Annotated in this window: 26 protein-coding genes; 9 read left to right on the top strand and 17 right to left on the bottom strand. The window is 65.3% G+C overall.

Features of this window, described 5'->3' with window-relative positions:
- Positions 1 to 5: 5 nt before the first annotated feature.
- The 4 genes from AC07N6_RS06280 to mltG form a co-directional block, all read right to left on the bottom strand.
- Positions 6 to 512 carry a GNAT family N-acetyltransferase gene (locus AC07N6_RS06280; protein WP_494779458.1) on the bottom strand — a complete coding sequence of 169 codons (507 nt, stop codon included), beginning with the start codon at positions 510 to 512 and terminating at the stop codon, positions 6 to 8.
- 95 nt (positions 513 to 607) lie between these two features.
- Complete coding sequence (locus tag AC07N6_RS06275) at positions 608 to 1645, bottom strand: DNA polymerase III subunit delta' (protein ID WP_494779457.1); 1038 nt, start codon at positions 1643 to 1645, stop codon at positions 608 to 610.
- A 30-nt stretch (positions 1646 to 1675) separates the two neighbouring features.
- A complete protein-coding gene (gene tmk / locus AC07N6_RS06270) occupies positions 1676 to 2284 on the bottom strand; it encodes a dTMP kinase (RefSeq protein ID WP_494779456.1) in 609 nt (202 codons plus the stop codon).
- Between the two features lie 31 nt (positions 2285 to 2315).
- A complete protein-coding gene (gene mltG, locus AC07N6_RS06265) occupies positions 2316 to 3296 on the bottom strand; it encodes an endolytic transglycosylase MltG (protein WP_494779455.1) in 981 nt (326 codons plus the stop codon).
- A gap of 203 nt (positions 3297 to 3499) precedes the next feature.
- Here mltG and ygfZ point away from each other — a divergent pair, with 203 nt between their 5' ends.
- The 3 genes from ygfZ to AC07N6_RS06250 are packed head-to-tail and all read left to right on the top strand — an operon-like array spanning position 3500 to position 5726.
- Positions 3500 to 4561 carry a CAF17-like 4Fe-4S cluster assembly/insertion protein YgfZ gene (gene ygfZ / locus AC07N6_RS06260; RefSeq protein WP_494779454.1) on the top strand — a complete coding sequence of 354 codons (1062 nt, stop codon included), beginning with the start codon at positions 3500 to 3502 and terminating at the stop codon, positions 4559 to 4561.
- A gap of 26 nt (positions 4562 to 4587) precedes the next feature.
- The gene (locus AC07N6_RS06255; RefSeq protein ID WP_494779453.1) at positions 4588 to 4887 is read left to right on the top strand and encodes a DUF4936 family protein; all 300 of its coding nucleotides are present in this window, start codon (positions 4588 to 4590) and stop codon (positions 4885 to 4887) included.
- The gene (locus tag AC07N6_RS06250; RefSeq protein ID WP_494779452.1) at positions 4878 to 5726 is read left to right on the top strand and encodes an NRDE family protein; all 849 of its coding nucleotides are present in this window, start codon (positions 4878 to 4880) and stop codon (positions 5724 to 5726) included. The genes AC07N6_RS06255 and AC07N6_RS06250 overlap by 10 nt, the downstream gene beginning before the upstream one ends.
- A gap of 292 nt (positions 5727 to 6018) precedes the next feature.
- Here AC07N6_RS06250 and AC07N6_RS06245 read toward each other — a convergent pair whose 3' ends face one another.
- The 5 genes from AC07N6_RS06245 to AC07N6_RS06225 form a co-directional block, all read right to left on the bottom strand.
- Positions 6019 to 7341 carry a dicarboxylate/amino acid:cation symporter gene (locus tag AC07N6_RS06245; RefSeq protein ID WP_494779451.1) on the bottom strand — a complete coding sequence of 441 codons (1323 nt, stop codon included), beginning with the start codon at positions 7339 to 7341 and terminating at the stop codon, positions 6019 to 6021.
- A 336-nt stretch (positions 7342 to 7677) separates the two neighbouring features.
- The gene (locus AC07N6_RS06240; protein ID WP_494780247.1) at positions 7678 to 8097 is read right to left on the bottom strand and encodes a GNAT family N-acetyltransferase; all 420 of its coding nucleotides are present in this window, start codon (positions 8095 to 8097) and stop codon (positions 7678 to 7680) included.
- Between the two features lie 28 nt (positions 8098 to 8125).
- Positions 8126 to 8560: a PaaI family thioesterase gene (locus AC07N6_RS06235; protein ID WP_494779450.1), complete on the bottom strand. Its 435-nt coding sequence runs from the start codon at positions 8558 to 8560 to the stop codon at positions 8126 to 8128.
- Between the two features lie 11 nt (positions 8561 to 8571).
- Positions 8572 to 8874, bottom strand: a complete 303-nt coding sequence (locus tag AC07N6_RS06230; RefSeq protein ID WP_144768236.1) for a Dabb family protein — start codon at positions 8872 to 8874, stop codon at positions 8572 to 8574.
- A 74-nt stretch (positions 8875 to 8948) separates the two neighbouring features.
- Positions 8949 to 9809: a LysR substrate-binding domain-containing protein gene (locus tag AC07N6_RS06225; RefSeq protein ID WP_494779449.1), complete on the bottom strand. Its 861-nt coding sequence runs from the start codon at positions 9807 to 9809 to the stop codon at positions 8949 to 8951.
- Between the two features lie 181 nt (positions 9810 to 9990).
- On the opposite strand from AC07N6_RS06225, the gene phnD reads away from it, so the two are divergent.
- From phnD to phnX, 5 genes are read left to right on the top strand one after another with little or no spacing between them, the layout of a single operon-like run.
- Positions 9991 to 10857, top strand: coding sequence for a phosphonate ABC transporter substrate-binding protein (gene phnD / locus AC07N6_RS06220; protein ID WP_494779448.1), 867 nt, complete (start codon positions 9991 to 9993; stop codon positions 10855 to 10857).
- Positions 10854 to 11654 (top strand): phosphonate ABC transporter ATP-binding protein, encoded by an 801-nt coding sequence (gene phnC / locus AC07N6_RS06215; protein WP_494779447.1) that lies wholly within the window; start codon positions 10854 to 10856, stop codon positions 11652 to 11654. Before phnD ends, phnC begins: the two co-directional genes overlap by 4 nt.
- A complete protein-coding gene (gene phnE / locus AC07N6_RS06210; RefSeq protein ID WP_494779446.1) occupies positions 11654 to 12505 on the top strand; it encodes a phosphonate ABC transporter, permease protein PhnE in 852 nt (283 codons plus the stop codon). Before phnC ends, phnE begins: the two co-directional genes overlap by 1 nt.
- Positions 12506 to 12547: 42 nt before the next feature.
- A complete protein-coding gene (psrA, locus tag AC07N6_RS06205; RefSeq protein ID WP_494779445.1) occupies positions 12548 to 13633 on the top strand; it encodes an iron-containing alcohol dehydrogenase PsrA in 1086 nt (361 codons plus the stop codon).
- A gap of 31 nt (positions 13634 to 13664) precedes the next feature.
- The gene (gene phnX, locus AC07N6_RS06200; RefSeq protein WP_494779444.1) at positions 13665 to 14492 is read left to right on the top strand and encodes a phosphonoacetaldehyde hydrolase; all 828 of its coding nucleotides are present in this window, start codon (positions 13665 to 13667) and stop codon (positions 14490 to 14492) included.
- A 125-nt stretch (positions 14493 to 14617) separates the two neighbouring features.
- Here phnX and AC07N6_RS06195 read toward each other — a convergent pair whose 3' ends face one another.
- On the bottom strand, positions 14618 to 16942 hold the full coding sequence (locus AC07N6_RS06195; RefSeq protein ID WP_494779443.1) for a DUF3141 domain-containing protein: 2325 nt from the start codon (positions 16940 to 16942) through the stop codon (positions 14618 to 14620).
- A gap of 128 nt (positions 16943 to 17070) precedes the next feature.
- Here AC07N6_RS06195 and AC07N6_RS06190 point away from each other — a divergent pair, with 128 nt between their 5' ends.
- Entirely contained in the window at positions 17071 to 17943 is an 873-nt protein-coding gene (locus tag AC07N6_RS06190) for an HDOD domain-containing protein (protein WP_494779442.1), read from the top strand.
- Between the two features lie 52 nt (positions 17944 to 17995).
- On the opposite strand, the gene AC07N6_RS06185 is transcribed toward AC07N6_RS06190, so the two are convergent.
- The 7 genes from AC07N6_RS06185 to urtB form a co-directional block, all read right to left on the bottom strand.
- Positions 17996 to 18292: an FmdB family zinc ribbon protein gene (locus tag AC07N6_RS06185; RefSeq protein WP_494779441.1), complete on the bottom strand. Its 297-nt coding sequence runs from the start codon at positions 18290 to 18292 to the stop codon at positions 17996 to 17998.
- Between the two features lie 99 nt (positions 18293 to 18391).
- Positions 18392 to 19570 carry a formamidase gene (gene fmdA, locus AC07N6_RS06180; RefSeq protein WP_494779440.1) on the bottom strand — a complete coding sequence of 393 codons (1179 nt, stop codon included), beginning with the start codon at positions 19568 to 19570 and terminating at the stop codon, positions 18392 to 18394.
- A gap of 244 nt (positions 19571 to 19814) precedes the next feature.
- Complete coding sequence (locus tag AC07N6_RS06175) at positions 19815 to 20846, bottom strand: aliphatic amidase (RefSeq protein WP_494779439.1); 1032 nt, start codon at positions 20844 to 20846, stop codon at positions 19815 to 19817.
- A 52-nt stretch (positions 20847 to 20898) separates the two neighbouring features.
- Complete coding sequence (urtE, locus tag AC07N6_RS06170; RefSeq protein WP_494779438.1) at positions 20899 to 21588, bottom strand: urea ABC transporter ATP-binding subunit UrtE; 690 nt, start codon at positions 21586 to 21588, stop codon at positions 20899 to 20901.
- A gap of 17 nt (positions 21589 to 21605) precedes the next feature.
- The gene (urtD, locus tag AC07N6_RS06165; protein WP_141916629.1) at positions 21606 to 22373 is read right to left on the bottom strand and encodes an urea ABC transporter ATP-binding protein UrtD; all 768 of its coding nucleotides are present in this window, start codon (positions 22371 to 22373) and stop codon (positions 21606 to 21608) included.
- Positions 22370 to 23557: an urea ABC transporter permease subunit UrtC gene (gene urtC, locus AC07N6_RS06160; RefSeq protein ID WP_494779437.1), complete on the bottom strand. Its 1188-nt coding sequence runs from the start codon at positions 23555 to 23557 to the stop codon at positions 22370 to 22372. Before urtC ends, urtD begins: the two co-directional genes overlap by 4 nt.
- A gap of 43 nt (positions 23558 to 23600) precedes the next feature.
- On the bottom strand, positions 23601 to 24518 hold the full coding sequence (gene urtB / locus AC07N6_RS06155) for an urea ABC transporter permease subunit UrtB (RefSeq protein WP_494779436.1): 918 nt from the start codon (positions 24516 to 24518) through the stop codon (positions 23601 to 23603).
- Between the last annotated feature and the right edge of the window lie 8 nt (positions 24519 to 24526).

The raw sequence follows: 24526 nt of genomic DNA, 5'->3' as shown, positions 1-24526 counted from the left end.
CGGGCTCACCCCACCCGTTTGCCCAAAATCACCAGGTCGCGCTCCACGCCATCCAGCGTCGCCACGCGCGGCATATGGGCCCAGCGTTCGAAAGCGAAGGCGTCGAACAGCTTCAGGCTGGGCGCGTTATGGCCGAAGACGAAGCCCAGCAGCGTATGCACCTCGACCTGCGGCGCATGGGCGATGGCCTGCTCCAGGAAATAACGCCCCAGGCCCTGGCCGCGTGCCTTTTCATGGATGTAGACCGATAGCTCGGCGGTGCCGGCATACGCCGGGCGGCCATAGAAATTGGAATAGGACAGCCAGCCGAGGATGTCGCCATCGCGCTCGGCCACCCACAGCGGGCGCTTGCCCGGTTCGTGGTCGTCGAACCAGGCCTGGCGCGACTGGACGGTGACCGGTTCGGTATCGGCCGTGACCTGGCGCGAGGCGATGGTGCTGTTGTAGATGGCGACGATGGCCGGCAGGTCGCCCTGAACGGCGAGGCGATGGGTGTAGTGAAAAGCGCTCATGATAAAAACAAGGGGAAAAAACAGGAATGCCAATCGGTACGGCCGTCAATCGATGATCGATGAGCGATGACCGCTGATCGGTCATCAATCATCGGTCAGTCGAACAGCCCGGCGTAATCGATCAGCATCTCTTCGATGAACAGCTTGGCCGACAACGGATGGTCGGCGATGGCGCGGCGCTCGCCCATGCCTTTGATCGCGCGGGAGATGGCAATGGCGTCGGCGCGTTCAGCCAGCCGGCCCAGCTCTTTGGCATAACGCGGGTAATAACGGATGTGGCCGGCGGACTTCAATGAGAACAGGTCGTACAGCCAGCGCTGCACCCAGCCGACCAGCTCGGACACCGGCGCCTTCTGCAGCTTGTCGGCGGTGCGCAATGCGCCATCCACGCCGGGCTGGGCCAGATGGCGCAACAGTTCGTCCAACACCTCGCGGCTGTCGCCCTGGGCCGCTTCCAGCGCCGCCAGCGGCGCGCCGCCCTGTTCGGCCAGCCAGGCATCGGCATCCTTGACGCCCTGCTCCTTGAGCCAGGCCAGCGCGGCCTCCTGCGGCGGCGCCGTCAGCGCGAACTTGCGGCAGCGCGAGAGGATGGTCGGCAACAGGCGGTCGAGACGGTTCGACAGCAGCAGGAACATGGTGCCCGGCGGCGGTTCTTCCAGCGTCTTGAGCAAGGCGTTGGCGGCGGCGGTATTAAGCGCTTCGGCCGGGTACAGCATCACCACGCGCAGGCCGGAGCGGTGGGTGGAGACGTTCATGAAGTCGGCCAGCGCGCGGATCTGGTCGATCTTGATTTCCTTGGAGGGCGTCTTGCTGGCCTTGGCGCCTTTCTTTTCCTCGCCGCCTTCATCGTCGGCGATCTCGTCTTCCAGCGCCTCGGGCCGCACGCGGCGGTAATCGGGGTGGTTGTATTGCGCGAACCAGTTGCACGAAGCGCAGGCGCCACAGGCATGCGCCTCGGGCGTGGGCGCTTCGCACAGCAGCGACTTGGCGAAGGCTTCGACGAAGACGGTCTTGCCGGTGCCTTGCGCGCCATAGAACAGCAAGGCGTGCGGCAGGCGTTCGCGCAACTGCTGCAGTTGCGTCCAGCTCTCGTGCTGCCAGGGCAGCAGCGTTGAATCAGTGGGTGTGCTCATGGAATGGCAATCTAAATCTCAATCTCAAGCTCACAGGGCCGCGACGATGCCGCGCAGCTCTTCCCGGATCTCGGGGATGGGCCGGGTGGAATCGATGATGCGAAAGCGCGCCGGGAATTGCGCGGCGCGGCGCAGGTATTCGGCGCGGGTGGCGGCGAAGAAGTTGGTTTTCTCCTGCTCGAACTTGTCCGGCGTGCGCTCGGCATCCAGGCGCGCGCGCGCCACCTCGAGCGGCACGTCGAACAATAGCGTCAGGTCTGGCTGCAGATGCGGATGGACCCAGCGCTCCAGCGCATCCAGCTTGTCCAGCGGCAGCGCGCGGCCGCCGCCCTGGTAGGCGAAGCTGGCATCGGTGAAACGGTCGGAGATCACCCAGTCGCCGCGCGCCAGCGCCGGCTCGATCACCTGCGCCAGGTGTTCGCGGCGCGAGGCGAACATCAGCAAGGCTTCGGTTTCCAGGTGCATTTTCTGGTGCAGCAGCAGTTCGCGCAGCTTTTCGCCCAGCTCGGTGCCGCCCGGCTCGCGCGTGGCGACCACGCTCAGGCCGCGCGCGCGCAACTGCTCGGCGACGAATGCGATATGCGTCGACTTGCCGGCGCCGTCGATGCCTTCGAAGGTAATGAATTTGCCTGATGCCATGAAGGGATCGCTGAATGGATAAGTGAAGGAATCAACGCTGGTAGCGGTTGACGGCCTGGTTATGCTCGTTGAGGCTGCTCGAAAAATGGCTGGTGCCGTCGCCGCGCGCAACGAAGTACAAGGCCTCGGTCTTGTCCGGGTTCATCGCCGCCGCCAGCGAGGCGGCGCCGGGCAAGGCGATCGGCGTGGGCGGCAGGCCCGAGCGGGTATAGGTGTTGTAGGGCGTATCGGCCAGCAGGTCGGCCTTGCGGATGCGGCCCTGGTAACGCTCGCCCATGCCGTAGATCACGGTGGGATCGGTCTGCAGCAGCATGCCCACCCGCAGGCGGTTGACGAACACCCCGGCCACCAAGCCGCGCTCGGACTTCTGGCCGGTTTCCTTTTCCACGATCGAGGCCATGGTCAGGGCTTCATAGGGCGTGCGGTACGGCAACGACAGGTCGCGCTTGCTCCAGGCTTCGTTCAGTTTCTTGTCCATCAGGGCGAATGCCTGCCTGTAGATCTGCAGGTCGCTCGCGCCCTTGGCGAAAAGATAGGTATCGGGGAAGAACAGGCCTTCCGGCTGGGTATATTCGGTCGTCAGCTTGGCCAGCACCTGCTGGTCGGTCCAGGTGATGGTGTCGTGCTTGAGGGCCGGCTGCTCGGCGATGGCGCGGCGCATCTGCTTGAAGCTCCAGCCTTCGATCACGGTCAGCGTCTCCTGCGCGAACTCGCCGCGCACCAGTTGCAACAACAGGCGTTGCGGCGTGTAGCCGGGCTTGAGCTCATAGCTGCCGGCCTTGATGCGGCTGCCCTCGCCGCTCAAGCGCGCGTAGATGGCGAACAGGTCGGGGTTGATCGGCACGCCCGCCGCCGCAATCTGCTGCGCGGCGCCCGACATGCCGCTGCCCGGCGTGATGGTGAAGGCGATGGTCTGCCCCGTGGCATCGACGATGGGCTGCTTGGACCAATAGACGCCGGCCGTCGCCACCAGGGCCGCCAACAAGAGCAATGTCACAAATAACTTCTTCATACCAAATCAAAATCCTTGTTTCCTGACGCGTTTTTTCGGACATCACTATAATCGAGGCATCAATGATAATCGCTGGCACGGCAGTTGCCTAATTTGCCTGCCGCGCCGGTGTCTTTCGGCTGCGATTCCAACAATTTGCGACAATTGCAGCGGCAACCGGCAAGCAACACATCCAACGCACGTAAACTGTGCGTAAATTATTTATGACAGAACTGACCGCCTCGACCTCCGTCTGGCTCGACTTCCTGAAACAGCAAGGTGCGCAATTCGACGCCGACGGCGCCGAACTGCTCGGTTTCGGCGCGGCGCCCGCGCCTGAAAGCCTGGAAAACTTCATGGCGCCGCTGACCGGCCTGGGCCTCATCGGCGTGGCCGGCGACGATGCCGCCAGCTTCCTGCACAGCCAGCTCACCAACGACGTCGAGCGCCTGGACACCTCGGCCGCCCGCCTGGCCGGATATTGCTCGCCCAAGGGCCGGCTGCTGGCCAGCTTCCTGATGTGGCGCAATCCCGAGTTCATCTTCCTGCAACTGCCGCGCCCGCTGCAGGCCGCCATCCAGAAGCGCCTGCAGATGTTCGTGCTGCGCGCCAAGGCCAAGCTGTCCGACCAGGGCGCCAACAGCGCCATCATCGGCCTGGCCGGCCCGGCGGCGAACAATGCGCTGGCCGAGTGGTATCCGGCGCTGCCGGCCGCACCTTACGCCAAGATCGACAACGCCAACGGCACCCTGATCCGCCTGGCCGACTCCGGCGGCAGCGCGCGCTACCAATGGGTCACCACGCCGGAAATCGCCATTGCCGCCTGGCCCAGGCTGAGCCAGCATCTGACGCCGGCCGGCCCGCAAGCCTGGCGCCTGTCGGACATCCGCGCCGGGGTGCCGCAGATCACCGCCCCGACGCAGGAGCAATTCGTGCCGCAGATGGTCAACTTCGAGCTGATCGGCGGCGTCAATTTCAAGAAGGGCTGCTACCCCGGCCAGGAAATCGTGGCGCGCAGCCAGTACCTCGGCAAACTCAAGCGCCGCACCATGCTGGCGACCGTGGACAGCGATGCGGCGGCAGCCGGCAACGAGGTGTTTTCCAGCGCCGATCCGGCGCAACCCTGCGGCATGGTGGTCAATGCCGAAACGGCCGGCGCCGGGCGTTCGCTGGCGTTGGTGGAAATCAAGCTGGCGGCGGCCGACGGCCAGATCCGCCTGGGTTCGGCCGATGGCCCGGCCCTGCACTTCCACGACCTGCCCTACGAACTGGCCGATCCGCAATAAGCGGACCACGCGCCCACGCCCAGGCCATGGATCTCTACATTTACTACCGCGTCCCGTCCGCGCAAACGCAGGCGCTGCAGGCCAGGCTCAAGGCCGTGCAGGCGGCACTGCTGGAGCGCTTCGGCGTGGCCGGCGGCATCAAGCGCCGCCCGGGCGAGCAAGACGGCAGGCAGACCTGGATGGAGGTCTATGCAGATATCCCATCCGGCCAGGAAGACGGTTTCAGCCGCGCGCTGGAACAGGCCCTGGCCGATGCCGGCATCCCCGCCCTGATCGACGGGCCGCGCCATGAGGAACACTTCGAGGATGTCGCCCTATGTGCCTGATCATCTTCGCCTGGAAAGTCATCCCCGGCATGCCGCTGATCCTGGCGGCCAACCGCGACGAATTCTATGCCCGCCCGGCGGCCGATGCCGGCTGGTGGAGCGATTATCCGAAGGTGTTCGCCGGGCGCGACCTGCAAGGCGGCGGCACCTGGCTGGGCACCACCCGCGACGGCCGCTTTGCCGCCTTGACCAATGTGCGCGCGCCGTCGGAACGCCGCGCCGATGCGCCGACCCGCGGCATGCTGGTGTCCGACTACCTGGCCGGCGACATGGATCCGGCCGAATACCTCAAGCACATCGAACCCGGCGCCCAGCGCTACAACGGCTTCAACCTGCTGGTCGGCGACCGCGACACCATGCTGTGGTACTCCAACCGCGGCCAGGACGACGCCCGCAACGGCAAACCGCTGGATTATGGCGTCTACGGCCTGTCCAACGCCCTGCTCGACTCGCCCTGGCCCAAGGTCACGCGGGCCAAGGCGCAGTTCGCCAGCCTGCTGTGCCAGGGCGCGCCGGAAGAAACCTTCTTCGAGATGCTGACCGATGCCACCCGCGCCAACGACTGCCGCCTGCCCGATACCGGCATCGGCCTGGACCGGGAGCGCATGCTCTCGCCGATCTTCATCCGCTCGCCGGACTACGGCACCCGCTGTTCGAGCGTGTTGCGCGTGCCCATCGTGGGCGAGCCGCTGCTGACCGAACATGTCGTCGACCCGATGGCCGTGCAATATGCGGCCGAGCCGCCCACCGACGCCAAATGCAAGATCCCTTGCAAACCCGGCGTGCGAGCGGATGCGGAGGATGCAACGGCCAATGGCAAGGCCGCCGGCAGTCCCTGACGGCAATGCCGGCCGTCCCGCAATGCCCACAAGAAATAACCAAATCGAATATCTGATATTTGGAAGATAAATTGGCCTGATTTGATGCTCGGCAGTAAAGTTGCACCTGTCTCCTCCAATTTCCTCCTTAAAGAATTGGATTGAAGCCCACACCGCAAGGTCGTGGGCTTTTTTTTCGCCTGCATGCAACCTGTTGGCGCCGCACCAAAAAGAAAAGCGGACCGAAGTCCGCTTTTCCGCTTGCCGGCCATCCCGGCGGCGCCGTTTCCGGCCCACCCGGGGATCGCTCTTCTTAGTTGTGCATCTTGGATTGCGTGCGGTCCAGCACGGCTTCCGGTGCACTTGCCTCCTCGCTGGTTTCATTGTTCAGCACCGACTGCAGGCGCTTCTCATCCAGCTCTCCACTCCATTTCGCCACGACCAGGGTCGCCACGCCGTTGCCGATAGTGTTGGTCAGCGCGCGCGCTTCGGACATGAAGCGGTCGATGCCCAGGATCAGCGCCAGGCCCGCCACCGGCAGGTGGCCCACCGCCGACAGCGAGGCGGCCAGCACGATGAAGCCGGAGCCGGTGATGCCGGCCGCGCCCTTGGAGGTCAGCATCAGCACCGCCAGCAGGGTCAACTCCTGCACGAAGGTCATCGGCGTATTAGTGGCCTGGGCGATAAACACGGCCGCCATGGTCAGGTAGATCGCGGTGCCGTCGAGGTTGAACGAGTAGCCGGTGGGGATCACCAGGCCGACCACGGTCTTCTTGGCGCCGGCGTTTTCCATCTTGGCCAGCATGCGCGGCAGCACCGATTCGGACGAGGACGTGCCCAGCACGATCAGCAGCTCTTCCTTGATGTACTTGATGAACTTCCAGATCGAGAAGCCGTGCAGGCGGGTGATGATGCCCAGCACCACGAAGATGAACAACAGACAGGTCAGGTAGAAGGTGCCCATCAGCTTGCCCAGCGACAACAGCGAACCGACGCCGTACTTGCCGATAGTGAAGGCCATTGCGCCAAACGCGCCGATCGGCGCCACCTTCATGATGGTGCCCACCACCGAGAACAGCACGTGCGAGATCTTTTCGATGAAGTCGAAAATCAGGGTGCCGCGGCCGCCGAACTTATGCAGCGCGAAACCGAACAGCACGGCCACCAGCAGCACCTGCAGCACATCGCCCTTGGCGAAGGCATCCACCATGCTGTTGGGAATGACGTTCATGAGGAAGTCGGTGGTGCTGCCCAGCTTGCCCGGCGCGGTGTAGGCGGCAATGCTCTTGGTGTCCAGCGAGGCCGGGTCGATGTTCATGCCGACGCCCGGCTTGAGCACATTGACCAGCACCAGGCCGATGATCAGCGCCACGGTACTGACGATTTCGAAGTACAGCAGGGCCAGGCCGCCGGTCTTGCCGACCTTCTTCATGTCTTCCATGCCGGCGATGCCGGTCACGACGGTGCAAAAGATCACCGGCGCGATGATCATCTTGATCAGCTTGACGAAACCGTCGCCGAGCGGCTTCATGGCTTCGCCGGTGGATGGGTAGAAATGGCCCAGCGACACGCCGATCACGATGGCGACCAGGACCTGAAAGTAAAGCGACTTATACAAAGGCTGTTTCGCCGTCATTTGTCATTCTCCAAAAAACATCAATTTCCGGCCTGCCCCGGCTAGGTATGGCGTCCAGGCGCCGGGCAAACCGCCGGCCCTTCGCGGTTCGTCGCCCGCTCAGGCCATTTCGCGTCCGGGAGGCTCCTCCTCCCCGGTTCGGGCGCAAGTATGTATCAGAGCCTCCCTGGCCGGTATTGTGGGAAACCACATCGGCGGCCAAAGACGGCTCATCCCGGGCTATTGCGCCCGGCCGGAAACACATTGGAATTGAGGCTGGAAGGCAGTTTGCCGGCCGCCATCGGGCGATGGCGCCGGCAACGATGCATGCATACCCGCATGCTTACCGACGCATGCTTACGCCAGGCTGGCGCGCATGGTGATGTGAGGGATGCCCGCCTCCATGAACTCTTCCCCTTCGCGGGCAAAGCCATGGGCGACGTAGAACTGCTCGGCGTGGGTCTGGGCATTGAGGATGACCTCCCGGTCGCCGCGCGCGCGGGCCGCCCCGATCAGGGCCTGCAACACCGCCCCGCCGACGCCCTGGCCGCGCCCCGCCTTCAATACCGCCATGCGGCCCACATGGCCGTCCGGCAGCAGGCGGCCGGTAGCCAGCGGCGTACCGTCCTCGGCATAGGCCACGGCGTGCACGCATACCGCATCCAGCTCGTCGAGCTCGATCTCGGCCGGCACTTTCTGCTCGTCGACGAAGACCTCGAAACGGATCGGCTGCGCATGCGCGCGCAGTTGCTCCCAATTGCCGACGATGATTTTCATTGGCGTCTCCTTGCGCTTGCCGGTTGCATTACTCATGGTCGAGCTTCCTGCCAATGTCGAGCCGGCGGATCAGCTTGAAGGTGCCCATGGCCTTGGCCACCAGCTTGTCGCCGTTCCACAGTTCGGCCTGGCAAAAGCACATGGTGGTCGAACGGTGGTAGGTATGCCCGCGCGCGACGATGGTCTCGCCCGCGTGGCCGGCCGGCTGCAGGAAGCTGCTGCTCATCTCCACCGTGGCCGACGACTTGGCATCCGGCACGCCGGCGCGCGCCGACAGGCCCATCGCCACATCCATCAGCGTCATCGAGATGCCGCCCTGGGCCACCTGCCAGCTGTTCATGAATTCCGGCTTCAGGCGCAGCGCCATCACGGCGCGGTCGTCGCCGTATTCCAGCACTTCCACGCCCAGTTCCTGCAAATAAGGATTCCCCTGCGGGAACACATCGGTCAAGGCAAGGCTCATCGTCTGGCCGCTCAGATCTCGTAATCCATGCACTGGCGCGCTTCGCGCACCGCGCCGATGAAAGGCTTGATGGCGACATGGTCGGGATGCTCCTGATAAGCATCCAGCGCCGCGCGCGACTCGAACTCGGAGTACAGCACCACATCGTAGGTCGCTTCCAGGCCGGGCTGGGCCACCATCGCCTCGAACTTCAGGATGCCGGGCACCACGTTGGCACAGCTATCGAGCAGCGCCTTCATCTTGACGATGTTGGTCGCGCGGTCGGCGCCTTCGGCTTGCTCTTTCAACTTCCACATCACGATATGCTTGATCACGTCCGGTCTCCAATGGCTTGTTGGGCAAACCGTAATGATAAGCGAAAGCCCTCTTTCCGGCCGGGAACAGGGTCTCAGCCGCGCGCCGCGATCTTCATGAAGGAGCCGACCAGCCGCCCCTCGCGCCGTTCGGCCAGGCAGTACACATAGGTATGCGTGCTGACCGGGTCGCCCTCGATGCGCACCATGCGAAAACGCGGGTCCGGCACGAACTCCGCCTCCGACACCGTCCCCAGCCCCAGTCCGCGCGCCACCGCCTCGCGCAGCGCTTCGCGGCTGCCGATCTCCATCACCACCTGCGGCGCCACGCCGGCATCCTGCATGGCCTTCTCCAGCGCCAGGCGCGTGGTCGAGCCCTTCTCCCGCATCAGCATCGGCTGCTCGGCCAGTTCGGCGAGCGTCACCGATGCGCGCTTGTAAAAAGGATGGCTGCGGTGCGCGAACAGCACCACCGCGTGGTCGGCATAAGGCACCGCGAAAAAACGCGCATCGTCGGTGAAGCTGGCCAGCACCGCCACATCGGTGACGTAGTTCTCCAGGTCGGCCAGCGACTGCGCCGAATTGCCCAGCTTGATCGACAGCTCGACCTTGGGAAACCGCGCCCGGTAGGCATCCACCATCTCGATCACATGGAACGGCCCGACCGCGCCAATGCGCAAGTGGCCCACATGCAGCGCGCCGGAATTGACCAGCAGGTTCAGCGCATCCAGTTCCAGCTCGGCGATGTTCTGCGCGATCGGCAGCAGGCGCTGCGCGGTCTCGGAAAGGTCCAGCCGGCGCCCACGGCGGAAGAACAGCTCCACATTGTGCTCGCGCTCCAGCAATTGCACCTGGGTGGTCAGGGTCGGCTGGCTCACGCCCAGTGCCCGCGCCGCGGCGGAAAAACCGCGGTGACGGGCCACCGCCAGGAAAGCGCGCAGTTGTGAAGGGGTCACCTATAGCTCCAGTCAATAGTTAACGGTCTTTTTTTCGATTATATCGATAATACAGCCGTCATAAAGCCCCTTTAATCTTTGCCCTGTCCGGACCGAATCCCCTTGCCATACCTGAATGCATGCCGCCGCCCGGGCACTTGGGCGGCGCCTACCGACCGCGCCACAAGATTAAGGATAGAACATGAAACGACGCTCCCTCTTCGCCCTCTGCCTGGGCGCCCTGACCGCATCGCTGCTGAGCCAGCCGGTGCTGGCGGTACAGCCGCTGACCGTGGGACTGATCCCGGCCGAAGACTCGCAAGCCATGCTGGAAAACAGCAAGGCCGTCATCGACAGCCTGCAAAAGCAGCTCGGCATGCCGGTCAAGCCCTTCATCGCCACCGACTACAACGGCATCATCGAAGCGCTGCGCTCCAAGAAGCTCGACGTGGCCTACCTCGGCCCCTTCTCCTACGTGCTGGCCAGCTCGGTCGCCAATGTCGAGGCCTTCGCCGTGGCCGAAACCAAGAAGAGCGGCAAGAGCGCCTACAAGAGCCTGATCATCAGCCGCAAGGACAGCGGCATCCAGAACCTGGAGCAGTTGAAGGGCCGCACCATGGCCTTCGTCGATCCGTCGTCCGCCTCCGGCCACCTGTTCCCCAGCGCCGGCCTGCAAAAGCTCAACATCGATCCCAACAAGTACTTCTCGCGGGTGATCTTCTCCGGCTCGCATGACGCCAGCATCCTGGCGGTAGCCAACAAGAAGGTCGACGCCGCCGCGGTGGCCGACCGCATCCTGGCCTCCGCCGTCGCCAAGGGCGTGGTGCAGCAGTCCGACCTGAACGTGGTGTGGACCTCGCCCGATATCCCCGAGTCGCCGATGGTCTGGCGCCGTGACCTCGACCCGGCGCTCAAGCAAAAGATCGCCGCCGCCTTCGCCAACATCAAGGATGTGCAATGGGGCGACCAGGGCATGCTCAACGGCTTCGTGCCCACCAGCGACGCCGCCTACAACGTCGTGCGCGACACCGCCAAGATCCTCAATCTCGACCTCAAGGCAATGAAATGATCAAGATCCGTTCGCTCACCAAGCAATACGGCAGCAATGCCGTGCTGCGCGGCATCGACCTCGATGTCGCCGCCGGCGAGTTCCTGGTGGTGCTGGGCCCTTCGGGCGCCGGCAAGTCGACCCTGCTGCGCTGTATCAACGGCCTGGTCGCACCGACTTCCGGCGAACTGGTGGCGGCCGGATACGACGCCACCGAAGCGCGCAACGTACGCCGCCTGCGCCGCAACGTGGCCATGATCTTCCAGCACCACAACGTGGTGCCGCGCCTGTCGGTGCTCAAAAACGTGCTGACCGGCCGCCTCGGCCAGGTGTCCTCGCTGGCGTCCATCCTGCAGCTGTTCTCGCGGCAGGATGTGGCGCTGGCGATGGATTGCCTGCGCCGGGTCGAACTCGACCACAAGGCGCATGAGCGCACCGACGCCCTCTCCGGCGGCCAGCGCCAGCGGGTGGGCATCGCGCGCGCCCTGGCGCAGCGGCCGCAGGTGATCCTGGCCGACGAGCCGGTCGCCAGCCTTGATCCCAAGACCTCGCGCCTGGTGCTGCAATACCTGCGCGCGGCCTGCCGCGAACTGGGCATCACCGTGGTGTGCAACCTGCACCAGGTCGACTACGCCCGCGAATTCGGCGACCGCATCGTCGGCCTGGCCGGCGGCAAGCTGGTGTTCGACGGCCGCGGCGACGAGCTGTGCGAGTCGCACCTCAACCTGATCTACGCCGGCCTGGACCAGCTCCAGGAGCCGGAACCCGGCGCCGCCCACCAGCCGGCGCCGGAACTGGCCGTGCAAGGAGCCCTGTGATGAATCCCCCCATGCAACCCACCCAGGCGCGCGGCAGCTACCACGACTACATCTGGACCGGCCCGCGCCCGCTGAACCTGCGTTCCTGGCTACTGTGCGTAGCGGCTGTCGCGCTGGCCGCCCTGGTGCTGGCCTGGAGCGCGCAAGGCACGCAACTCTCCTGGGGCGAACTGGCCAACGGCTTGCCGCAGATCGGCGATTTCCTCAGCCGTTCCTTCCCGCCCAACTGGAGCATCCTCGGCAACCTGCTCGACCCGGCCATCGAAACCGTGCAGATCGCGCTGTGGGGTACGCTGCTGGGCGTGCTGGGCGCCATCCCGGTGTCCTTTCTCGCCGCCCGCAACCTGAATCGCAACCGTGTCGTGTACCAGGGCGTGCGCCAGTTGCTCAACGTCACGCGCAGCATCAACGAACTGATCCTGGCGCTGGTGTTCGTCTCGGCGGTGGGCCTGGGGCCCTTCCCCGGCGTGCTGGCATTGGCGCTGCATGGCGTGGGCATGGTCGGCAAGTTCTTCGCCGAAAGCATCGAGGAGATCGACGACGGCCCGCTGGAAGCCCTGCGCGCCACCGGCGCCCGCCCGCTGCAGGTGATCGCATTCGGCGTGCTGCCGCAGGTCATCACGGCCTGGATCGCCACCGTGCTGTACCGCTTCGAGGTCAACCTGCGCCAGGCCACCGTGCTGGGCATGGTCGGCGCCGGCGGCTTGGGCTTCGAACTGGTCAACAGCCTGAAGCTGTTCAAGTACCAGGACACCGCCACCTGCATCGTCGTGGTGACGCTGATGGTGGTGGCCGCCGACACGATCTCCAGCCGCCTGCGCCAACTGATCCAGGACGGCCGCGCCCGCTGAACCCCGAACCATCCCATATTCGAGAACCCGAGAAAAAAGCTTATGTGGACCTATCACAACCCGGTATCCATCCATGCCGGCAGCGGCAGCCTGGCACAGTTGCCGGCGCTGCTGGCCGGCCGCCGCGCCCTGCTGGTGACCTTCCCGGAGGCCGCCGCGCTGGGCCTGGAGCAATCCATCGCCGACCTGCTCGGCTCGCAACTGGCCGGCATCGAGAATGCCGTGCAACCCAACCCCGACGTCAGCTGGCTGTCGGCCATGCATGAGCGCGTCTGGTCGGAACATGCCGATGCCCAATGCGTGGTCGCCTTCGGCGGCGGCAGCGTCATCGACTGCGCCAAGGCGATGCTGGCGCCCACACCTTCAGGCCGCTTCGACGAATTGCTGGCGCACCTGCGCGACGGCACGCCGCTGACGGCTGGCCGCGCCAAGGCGCTGATCGCCATCCCCACCACCGCCGGCACCGGCAGCGAGGTCACGCCCTGGGCCACCCTCTGGGATGCCGCCGCCGGCAGCAAATATTCGCTGCACCGCGACTGGACCTGGCCCGAAGCCGCCATCATCGATCCCAAGCTGATGCTGAGCCTGCCGCCCGCCGCCACCCTGGCCAGCGGCCTGGATGCGCTGTCGCACGCGCTGGAGGCGATCTGGAACGTCAACCGCAACCCGGTCTCCTCCAGCCTGGCCGCGGCCGCCGCGCGCGCCATCGTCGCCACGCTGCCGCTGCTGATGCGCAAGCCCGCCGACCTGGCCTTGCGCGAACGCATGGCCATCGCCGCGCTGCAGGCCGGACTGGCCTTCTCCAACACCAAGACCGCGCTGGCGCACTCGCTGTCCTACGACATCACGCTGCACCACGGCGTAGCGCACGGCATCGCCTGTTCGTTCTCGCTGCCGCACGTGATGCGCCTGGCCTTCGGCCGCGACGCCCAGGTCGACGCCCTGCTGCTGCAGATCTTCGGCGCCGCCGACCGCGACGGCGCCGTGGCCCGCCTGTCAGGCTTCCTGGAAAACCTGGGCGTGTCGATCGACCCCGCCCACTACGGCATCGCCGATGCCTGGGACATGCTGGTGCAGCGCGCCCTGCAAGGCCCGCGCGGACGCAACTTCATCGCCGCCGTCCACTGAAACAAACAGATTCATCGATAAAGGAGTCCCCATGCCCACCGCAAACAAAACCGCCATCGCCCTCGAAGCCGTCATCTTCGACTGGGCCGGCACCCTGGTCGACTTCGGCTCGCTGGCGCCGACCCAGATCTTCGTTGACGCCTTCAAGAGCTTCGACATCGACATCACGCTGCCACAGGCGCGCGGCCCGATGGGCCTGTCCAAGTGGCAGCACATCCGCACGCTATTGGACGACGCCGACATCGCCGGCCAATGGCAGCGCTACACCGGCCATGCCCCAAGCGACAAGGATGTCGACGCCATCTACGCGCGCTTCATGCCGATGCAGATCGCCAAGGTCGGCGAGTATTCGCAGCCCATCGACGGCGCCGCGCAACTGCTCGCCTGGCTGCGCGGGCGCGGCCTGAAGGTCGGTTCCTGCTCGGGCTATCCGCGCGAGGTGCTCAATGTGCTGCTGCCGCTGGCCGCCCAAGACGGCATCGCGCCCGACCACGTGGTCGCCGGCGACGAACTGCAAGCCGGCGGCCGCCCGGGTCCTTACATGGCGCTGGCCAACGTATTGGCGCTGAAGATCGGCGACGTCGCCGGCTGCATCAAGGTCGACGACACCGTGCCCGGCATCGAGGAAGGCATCCGCGCCGGCATGTGGAGCGTGGGGGTGTCGCTGTCCGGCAATGAGGTCGGCTACACCCAGCGGCAACTGGCCGGGCTTGAACCCGCCGAGGTGATGGCGCTCAAGGCGCAGGCAGAGCAAAAGCTGCGCACGGCGGGCGCCCATTACGTGATTGATTCGGTGGCGGATTTGCCTGGGGTGGTGGAGCAGATCGAAGCGCGCCTGAAGGCCGGCGAACGTCCCTGAATTCTGAACCCATCCTCGTCGCCCTGACGAAAGTCAGGGCCCAGCGCCGCTCAACGACCGTTGCGGCGCAACGGAAGACACTGGGTCCCGGCATGCGCCGGGACGACGGGTTTTTGTGAACCGCATTACTTTTTGGGCGCAACTTTTTTCGCTGCCGGCTTTGCGGCGGTAACCTTCCTCGTTTTTACCGCCCGCGCCTTTTTCACCGGCGGCTTGTCAGCCTCCGGATGCTCGCCAATGGCCGAGGTCAGCTTGCGCGCCAGGGCGATCACCTTGTCCGGATCGGCACCCAGCGTCCCCATCAGGAATTCGATGATCTCCGAGCGTGGGTTGGCCAGCGTCGGCTCGATCATCATCACCGCCGCCGACACCGCCAGCGCGCGTTCGCGGGTGGCCGTGTCGGGCAGCATCCGCTCCAGCGCATTGAGCGCCTCGACCGGCGCCACCGCGGCGATGCGCGCCTGCTCCTTGAGCAACTGTACCCAGTTGGTCTGCAGCGAGACGCTGGCATGCATCCGCGGCAGTTGCGCCAGCAAACGCGCCAGGCGCAGGCTGCGGCGCTCGAAGGCGCCGATCGACACCATGCCGGCGATCACGATGCGGCACACCGCTTCGGCAAAGCCGCCGTCGGCGATGCTGCCGAGCACCGCCTCGCGATACGCGCCGAGCTCCTGCAAGGCGCGGCGCTGCGCGACCTCGGCATCGGGTTCGCGCGGCGGCAGCCAGGCGCCCAGGCCGTTGGGGCCGAACAACTGGTTGGTCATGCGTACCGTGCGGGCATCGCGCCGGTCGCGAAAGGCGTTCAATTCATCGGTGATGCGCTGGGCCATGCGGCGCTCGAACTGCTTGAGCGGATGGTCTTCCCCCACCTCGGCCCGCGCGGCCCTGGCCTGGGCCGCCTGCCGGCGGATGAAGGCGGCAGCCGGATGCGCGTCCGAGAACAACTGGCGCTGCATGCGCAGCGGGCTCAATTTCATCAGCGTGTTGGCGCTCTCGCGCGAGGAAAACATCCTGACCCACGGCCGCAGCCAGGTCTTGTACAGGTGCGCGTTGATCTCCGACCACTGGCTGATGGTGGAAAACACCGCTTCCTCCTCGCGCCCTTCCGGGTTGAGCCGGCGGATGTCGTCCATCGTGCGGTGCTCGTAGTGCACGGTGTAATCGCCCGGTTCCAGCTCATCCCAGCGCCGGGTCTCTTGCGGATTTTTCGCATCCAGCTTCATTTCGTAGAGGCCGGGCGGCAGGCTCTCGATCACGTCCAGCGAACTCACCAGTTGGTCATGCTCCTTCAGCGCCACCGAACCGCCGACGAAGATGCCGAGATGGCCCACACTCTCATGCAGCACGTAGACGATGGTGCGCCCGGCGGCGGCGATGGCGCGCTCGTCGCCCCAGGCGTCGATGATCCAGTTCAGCGCCTGCGGCGGCGGCGTGATGTTGTCGCCCCACGAGGCGAACACCACGACCGGCGCCGTGATGTCGCGCAGGTTGACCGGCTTTCCCTTGATCTCCAGTTCGCCGCGCGCCAGCTTGTTGCCCACGAACAGGTTCTCGGTGATCGACTCGATTTCGGCCCCGGTCATGCGGAAGAAGCCGCCCCACCAGCGTTCGAATTCCAGGAAGCGCTCGGCCTCGGTATCGACCGCCGACCACAGGTTGTAGTACTTGCTCCAGAACGTATTGGCGGGATTGAGCTTCTCGAAGTTCTCGACCAGGTAAGCGCCGTCGAAACGGTCGGCGCCGAGGTCGGCCGCCAGCGAAGCCAGCCAGGTCCCGCCCAGCGTGGCGCCGCTGTAGCGCATCGGGTTGAGCTTGGAACTGCCGGCCCAGTAGGAAGCCGGCGCACCCACCATCATCAGCGGGCCGAACAGTTCGGGGCGCACCGCATCCAGCGTCATCATCGCCCAGCCGGCCTGGCAATTGCCGATCACCACCGGCTTGGCCCGGCATTGCGGATGGCGGCGCATCACCTCTTCCAGGAAGCGCGCCTCGGACTCCATGACCGTGGTCAGCGTCTGGCCGTCTTCAGGCTCCGGCCGGAAGGTCACGAAATAGACCGTATGCCCGGCCTTCATCGCCATGCCCACTTCGGAATCGAACTTGAAGCCGCCAATGCCCGGCCCGTGGCCGGCGCGCGGATCGACCACCACCACCGGCCGCGCCGCCGGGTTGACCGGCAAGCCCGGCGGCGGCTGCAGGCGCAACAGGGCGTAATTGCAGGGCTGCGGCAAATCGTGGCCGTCCAGCACCAGCTCATGCCCGAACTTGAGCAGCGGCGGCGTGCCCTGCTCCAGGTGCTCGAGGTAATCGTTGCCGCGATCCAACAGCGTATCCAGGAACAGGTAGGTACGCTGCATGGAATCGGTCAGGTAGGCATTGAGATCGCCCCAGCCCATGCCGGCCGGCGCCACGGCACTGCTGCTGTCGACGGGTTTCTTGCGGCTTGCCATGCTCCCTCCCAGGAACGCTCGATGGCCTTCATCATACGGAGAAATGGCGCATCGGATCGCATGATCTCTGCGACAATGAAACCGCATTTCCCGATATTGATGCCCAACAATTGCGCGGAGGAATCTTCATGGAGCTTCACGGCCTGGTCGACCAACCCGGCAAGCTGCCGACCGTCCCCAAGGTAGTCCGGCAGTTGATCGCCAGTTTCAATTCGGAAGATGTCTCGGCCGCCGATATCGCGCGCCAGATCGCCGCCGACCCGGCGCTCTCGGCTAAGCTGTTGCGGCTGGCCAACTCCGCCTTCTTCCATGTCTCGCGCACCGTCGGCACGGTGGACGACGCGCTGCGCATGCTGGGTTTCGTGATGGTGCGCAACCTGGTGCTGGGCAACGGCATGGTGGCCGCCTTCAAGAACACCAGGGGCATGGACCTGCCGCAGTTCTGGCGCTACAACCTCTACACCGCCTGCGCCGCGCGCTGGCTGGCCATGCATGCCGGCATCCACGGCGAAGACAACGGCGACGCCGTGTTCACGATCGGCATGATGCATGGCATCGGCCAATTGCAGTTGCACGCCGTGGCCGCATCCGAAGTGGCGCCGCTGGACAAGCAGCTCAATGTGCTCGACGCCGCCCGCGCCGACCGGGAAAAGGAGCGCTGGGGCTTCCACTACGCCGACGTCTCGGCCGAACTGGCCAGGATCTGGAATTTTCCCGACGGGCTGGCCTCGGCCCTGCGCAACATCCCCGACCCGATGGCCGGCGGCACGCTCGACCGCGCCGCCGCCTGGGTGCTGCTGGGCGCGTGGATCGCCCGGGTGGAAGTATTGAAGCTCGACGATGAAGCCGCGCGCGCCAGCTATCCGGCCCAAGTGGCCAGGAAACTGGGCGTCGATCCGGCCTGGGCGCCGCTGCTGGTCGGCCATGCGCCGGACCAGGCCGAACAGGCGATGCCGGCCTTGAAGGAATTGTCGGCCGGGCTGGATGCGATGCTGGAATAAGGCTGAAACAAGGCTGGAACAAGATAAGGCGGCCGCAAATCGGCCGCCGCCTTCAGGTCGCGCAGATGCTGCAGCTGTGCCCCTTGCAGTTATGCAGCACGCTGCTGCGCGCCGCCCCCGCGTGCGCGCCCGGGCCGGCGGTGCCCTGTCCGGCCAGCTGCTCGGCCCCGTTGCGCGGGCGCCAGCGCTCCTTCACCTGCAAACCGACCCGCCCGCCCGTGAGCATGGGCGCGGCAACCGTCTCCTGCTGGCAATAAGGGCAAGCCACCTCGCCATGCAGCGCCTGCATGCTGAGGAATTTCTCGAAAATGCCCGCGCAGTGGCGGCAACGGATGTCGTACAAAGGCATGCCTGACTCCCGACAAAATGATGTTCGGATTCTGACGTTCGGATTCGATTCCGCGCGGCTGCGATGGGATCGCGGCCGCGCGGCCACACTTGCTTGCAGCTAGCGCGTTCGCCCCCAATACGACTTGTCGTTGAGCATGCCCTTGGGCGTGATGTCCTGGTCGAAGATGGATGTCGGCAAGGCCACCGTGCAGGCGCAGTTCGGGATATCGACGATGCCGCCGATGCGCCCTTCCACCGGTGCCGCCGTCAGCAACATGTAGGCCTGGCTACCGCTGTAGCCGAAGTGGGTCAGGTAGTCGATCGCCTTCAGGCAAGCCTGGCGATAGGCTACCGTGGCGTCCAGGTAATAGTTGACGCCGTCCTCCACGCTGATGCCCTCGAAGGTCAGCCATTGCTCGTAGTGCGGCTTGACGATGCTGGGCATGAAGATCGGCGAGGTGATGTTGTACTTGGCCATGCCGCCCTTGATCAGGTCGAAGCCGACGTGACTCACGCCATCCATCTCGATCGCGCCGCAAAAACCGATCTCGCCGTCGCCCTGCGAAAAGTGCAGGTCGCCCATCGAGAAGCCGGCGCCCTTCACGTACACCGGGAAGAAGATGCGCGTGCCGGCCGACAGGTCCTTGATGTCGGTATTGCCGCCATGCTCGCGCGGCGGCACGGTGCGCGCCGCGACCTTGGCCATCTCGTCGAACTTGGCGCCGGAGAGGCCGCGCAGCACCGCAGTGCTTGGATCAGGCGGCTTGGCCAGGCCCTTGGCCGCCAGCGGCGCCTCGCGGCGGTTCCACTCGGCCAGCAGGTCGTGCGACGGCAGGCAGCCCATCAGGCCCGGATGCGTCAGGCCGGCGATGCGCACGCCGGGGATATGGCGCGAGGTGGCGTACAGGCCCTTCAGGTCCCAGATCGCCTTGTCGGCCTCGGGGAAGTAGTCGGCCAGGAAGCCGCCGCCGTTTTCCTTGGCGAACACGCCGGAAAATCCGACCGGCGTCACCGGCTTGATGTCCAGCAGGTCGATCACCAGCAGGTCGCCCGGCTCGGCGCCTTCGACGTGGAACGGGCCGGTCAGCGGGTGCGCGCGCGTGAGGTCGACATTCTTGACGTCGGAGACATCGTCGGTGTCCTTGATCTGGGCGTCGAGGAAGTCCAGCGACTCGATCAGTATCGATTCGCCCGGCTTGACCGACGCCAGGAACGGCAGGTCGGGATGCCAGCGGTTGTGGCCCAGTTCGGGCTGCTCTGCCAGCGGCACGCCGGGCTTGATCTTGAAGTGTTGCATGCGATCTCCTTGGTGGTAAGTAGGTTCGTGGATTGCTGTGCGCAGAAAAGCACCTGGGCCGGTACCCTCCCTTCGCCGAGGGTCTCCCTGCTTTCTCCTCCCGTTCGGGCTGAGTAGCCGCAACGCGGCGTATCGAAGACGCTCCGGATATTGGCGGACGGCATGTGCGCCTTCGATACGCCCCTTCGGGTCTACTCAGTCCGAACGGAATTCCGGATTCCGGCAATGGAATGCTGTTGCGCGCTCATCCCGCCGGCTCGGCCGGAATACCCGGCACCGGGCATTCCGGCGTGCCGGCGGTCTTGCGCGTGATGGCCTCGACCTGGCTGCGCGCGCCTTGCGGGTCGGTGACCCAGGTCTTGTAGAAATCGAAGGGGCAATCGGCCACGCCGGCCGGCGATTCGCCGGAGTTGATCTTGCCGGTGTAGCCGCGGTGCAGCAGCTTGAACAGGTGGTTCTGCGACTGCCAGTTGCGGCGCGCATCGCGGATCGCGCCCACCGACAGCTCGGCGTACTGGATGCCCATCTCCTCGGTGCCGCATTCGCCCAGCGTGCGGCCATCGAAACCGACGATGGCCGAGTGGCCGAAGTAGGAATACACGCCGTCGAAGCCGGTCGCATTGGCCACGGCGACGTAGACGTTGTTCATCCACGCCATGGCCTTGGCCACCAGCACCTGCTGCTCCTTGGCCGGGTACATGTAGCCCTGGCAGCGCACGATCAGCTCGGCCCCCTTCATGGCGCAGTCGCGCCAGATCTCCGGGTAGTTGCCGTCGTCGCAGATGATCAGGCTGATCTTCAAGCCCTTGGGGCCCTCGCACACATAGGTCGCGTCGCCCGGATACCAGCCCTCGATCGGCGTCCACGGCATGATCTTGCGGTACTTCTGCACGATCTCGCCCTGGTCGTTGATCAGCACCAGCGTGTTGTACGGCGCCTTGCGCGGATGCTCCTCGTGGCGCTCGCCGGTCAGCGAGAACACGCCCCACACGCCGGCGATGCGGCAAGCCTCGGAGAAGATACGGGTCTCGTCGCCCGGCACGGTGGCGGCGGTCTCGTACATCTCCGCCTCGTCGTACATGATCCCGTGGGTCGAGTATTCGGGAAACACCACCAGGTCCAGCCCCGGCAGGCCCTGCTTCATGCCGACCAGCATGGCGGCGATCTTGCGGGCGTTGTCCAGCACTTCGCTGCGGTTGTGCAGGCGCGGCATCTTGTAGTTGACCACCGCCACGCCGACGGCATCCTTGCTGCTCGATATGTCTCCATGCCTCATGGCTTCACTCCTTTGCGAAAACTGCGGTGAAAAATCGGCTCAAAGAACCTGCTTATACCGACAGGTACTTGCTGATGGTCGGCGCATCGACGTGGTCGCGCGTGTCCTCGTAGACGAAGCGCCCCTTGTCGATCACCAGGAAACGGTCGGCGATCTCCAGCGTGAAGCTGAGCACCTGCTCCGACACGATGATGGTCAGCGCGCGGATCTTGCGGATCTCCTTGAGGCTGCGCGCGATGTCCTTGATGATGGACGGCTGGATGCCCTCGGTCGGCTCGTCCAGCAGCAGCACGCGCGGATTGGTCGCCAGCGCGCGGGCGATCGCCAGTTGCTGCTGTTGCCCGCCCGAGAGGTTGCCGCCCTTGCGGCCACGCATGTCGTAGAGCACCGGGAACAGCGCGTACAGCTCGTCGGGCACCTTGCCGCGCGCGGCCGGGCCGAGGCCGGTCTGGATGTTTTCCAGCACCGTCATGCCGGGGAAGATCATGCGCCCCTGCGGCACATAGGCCACGCCGCGCGCCACGCGCTGGTAGCTATCCATGCCGCCCAGCTCGACGCCGTCGATGCTGATGCTGCCGCCGCGCAGCGGCAAGATGCCCATCAGGGTCTTGAACAGCGTGGTCTTGCCCATGCCGTTGCGGCCCATGATGGCGACGATTTCTTCCTTGGCCACCGACAGGTTGATGTCGTGGATGACCGCGCTCTGGCCATAGCCTGAGGCGAGTTGCGAGACGTTGAACATGGCTGGCTCCGGATGGTTTAGTGGCCGAGATAGACGTCGATCACCCTGGGGTCGGACTGCACCTTGTCCATGCTGCCCTCGGCCAGGATCTTCCCCTGGTGCAGCACGGTGACCTTGTGCGCGATGCTCTTGACGAAGTCCATGTCGTGCTCGATCACCACCACCGAGCGCCCCTGGCTGATGCGCCCCAGCAGTTGCGCGGTCTGCTCGCGCTCGGAGACGCTCATGCCGGCCACCGGCTCGTCCAGCATCAGCAGTTCCGGCTCCTGCATCAGCAGCATGCCGATCTCCAGCCACTGCTTCTGCCCGTGCGAGAGCAGGTCGGCCTGGGTATGCAGTTGCCGCTCGAGGAAGATCTCGGCGGCCACCGCCTCCACCCGCGCCACCACATCCGGCGAACGCTTGAAGGTCAGCGCGCCGAACACCTTGCGCCCGCGCGGGAAGGACATCTCCAGGTTCTCGAACACGGAAAGGTTCTCGTAGATCGACGGCGTCTGGAACTTGCGCCCGACGCCGGCGCGCACGATGGCGTGCTCGCTCATCTTGGTAAGTTCATGATTGTTGAAGCGGATGCTGCCCGAGGTGGCGCGCGTCTTGCCGCAGATCAGATCCAGCACGGTGGTCTTGCCGGCGCCGTTGGGGCCGATCACCACCCGCACCTCGTTGCGCTGCACGTACAGGTTCAGCTTGTCGACCGCCTTGAAGCCGTCGAAGGAAACGGTGAGGTCTTCGATCGCCAATACCGGGTGGGCATCCGATTCGAATCCGATGGGTGCGTCGCTCATTTGCTGGCCTCCAGGGTGGCGACGGGCTCGATGCCGTCGCGGCTAGTCTCGGCCATGGCGGCCTTGGGCTTGGCCGGTTCCGGCGCGGCCGCCGGCTTGCCGCGCAAGCGCGCCAGCAGCCGCTGGCCCTGGGTCTGGTACAGGCCGGCCAGGCCGTTGGGAAAGTACATGACCACCGCGATGAACAGGCCGCCCATCAGGAACAGCCAGAGCTCGGGGAAGGTCTCGGAGAAATAGGTCTTGCCGAAGTTCACCAGCAGCGTGCCGTACACCGCGCCCAGCAATGACATGCGCCCGCCCACCGCGGCGTAGATCACCATCTCGATCGAGGGCACGATGCCCACGAAGGAGGGCGACATGAAGCCCACCTGCAGCGTAAACATGGCACCGCCGATGGCCGAGAACATGGCCGCGGCGCAAAACACGAAGACCTTGAAGCTGGCCACGTCGTAGCCGGAAAAGCGCACGCGCTCTTCCTTATCGCGCATCGCCACCAGCAGGCGGCCGAGCTTGGAAGACAGGATGTAGCGGCCGGCCAGGATGCAGGCGAACAGCAGCCCGGCATTGACGAAGTACAGGATCAGCCTGGCGCTGTCGGTACGGATGTCCCAGCCCATGAGCGTCTTCAGGTCGGTGATGCCGTTGACGCCGCCGGTCAGGCCCTGCTGGCCGATGATCAGGATCGACAGGATGGCGGCGATGGCCTGTGTGACGATGGAGAAATACACGTCGCCCACGCGCCGCTTGAACATCGCCAGGCCGATCAGGAAGGCCAGCAGCATCGGCACCGCCAGCACCGCCAGCACGGTGAAACCGAAGCTGTGGAAGGGTTGCCACATGGCCGGCAGTTCGGTCAGTTGGTTCCAGTCCATGAAGTCGGGAATGCCCGGGGTCGACTGGATCTTGGTGCTGATGGGGTCGGATGCTTCCAGCTTCAGGAACATCGCCATGCAATAGCCGCCGACGCCGAAGAACACGCCCTGCCCCAGGCTCAGGATGCCGCCGTAGCCCCAGCACAGCACCAGCCCCACCGCCACGAAGGCGTAGGACAGGTACTTGCCGACCAGGTTGAGGCGGAACATGTCCAGCGCCAGCGGGAACACCGCCAGCAGCAAGACCGCCATCACCAGGAGCCCGATCAGGCCTGACTTGCCGCCCAATAATTTTTCATACGCTGCATTCATGGTCGAACCTCGCGGTGGGTAAGTCGGGAAAAGGCCGCCGGCATCACTTGCGCACCTTGGACGAGAACAGGCCCTGCGGACGCAGCATCAGGATCAGGATCACCGCCGACAGCGTCAGCACCTTGGCCATCGAACCGGTCAGGAAGAACTCGGCGGTGGACTGGGTCTGGGCGATCGAGAAGGCCGACGCGATGGTGCCGACCAGGCTCTGCGCGCCGCCGAACACCACCACCAGGAAGGTGTCGACGATGTACAGCGAGCCGCTGGTGGGGCCGGTCGAACCGATCGTGGTGAACGCCGCGCCGGCCACCCCGGCCACGCCGCAGCCGAGCGCGAAGGTGGTGCGGTCGACCTTGCGGGTATTGATGCCCACCGCGCCGCTCATGACCCGGTTCTGCATCGTGGCGCGCACCTGCAAGCCCCAGCGCGAACGGAACAGCAGCACGAAGATGGCGCCGGTGAGCAGCACCGTCAGGCCCATCATGAACAGGCCGTTGATCGGGATGTCGATGGCGTCGGTCGGCTTGAACGAACCCAGCAGCCAGTCCGGCAAGGTGGCGCTGACTTCCTTGGCGCCGAAGATGGAGCGGAAGGTCTGCTGCATCGCCAGCGACAGGCCCCAGGTCGCCAGCAGCGTGTCCAGCGGGCGCTTGTAGAGGCGGCTGATCAGCAGCAGCTCGGTGAGATAGCCCACGCCGTAGGCCACCGCGAAGGACAGCGCCACCGCGCCGAAAAAGTAGAACGGCTGCAGGCTGGGCGCGTAGGTGGTGGTCAGGTGCGACAGCAGGTAGGTGATGTAGGCGCCGATGGTCAGGAACTCGCCATGCGCCATGTTGATCACGCCCATCTGCCCGAAGATGATGGCCAGGCCCAGTGCCATCAGCAGCAGGACGCAAAATACCGAGAGGCCATTGAAGCCCTGCATGGCGAGGATGGCGCCGAATTCGGATAGAGAAACCATATTGACTC

Source organism: Herbaspirillum sp. GW821-FHT09A12 (genome assembly GCF_059418325.1).
Note: the sequence above shows the minus strand (reverse complement) of the source record. Positions and strands in the feature narration are given on the sequence as shown.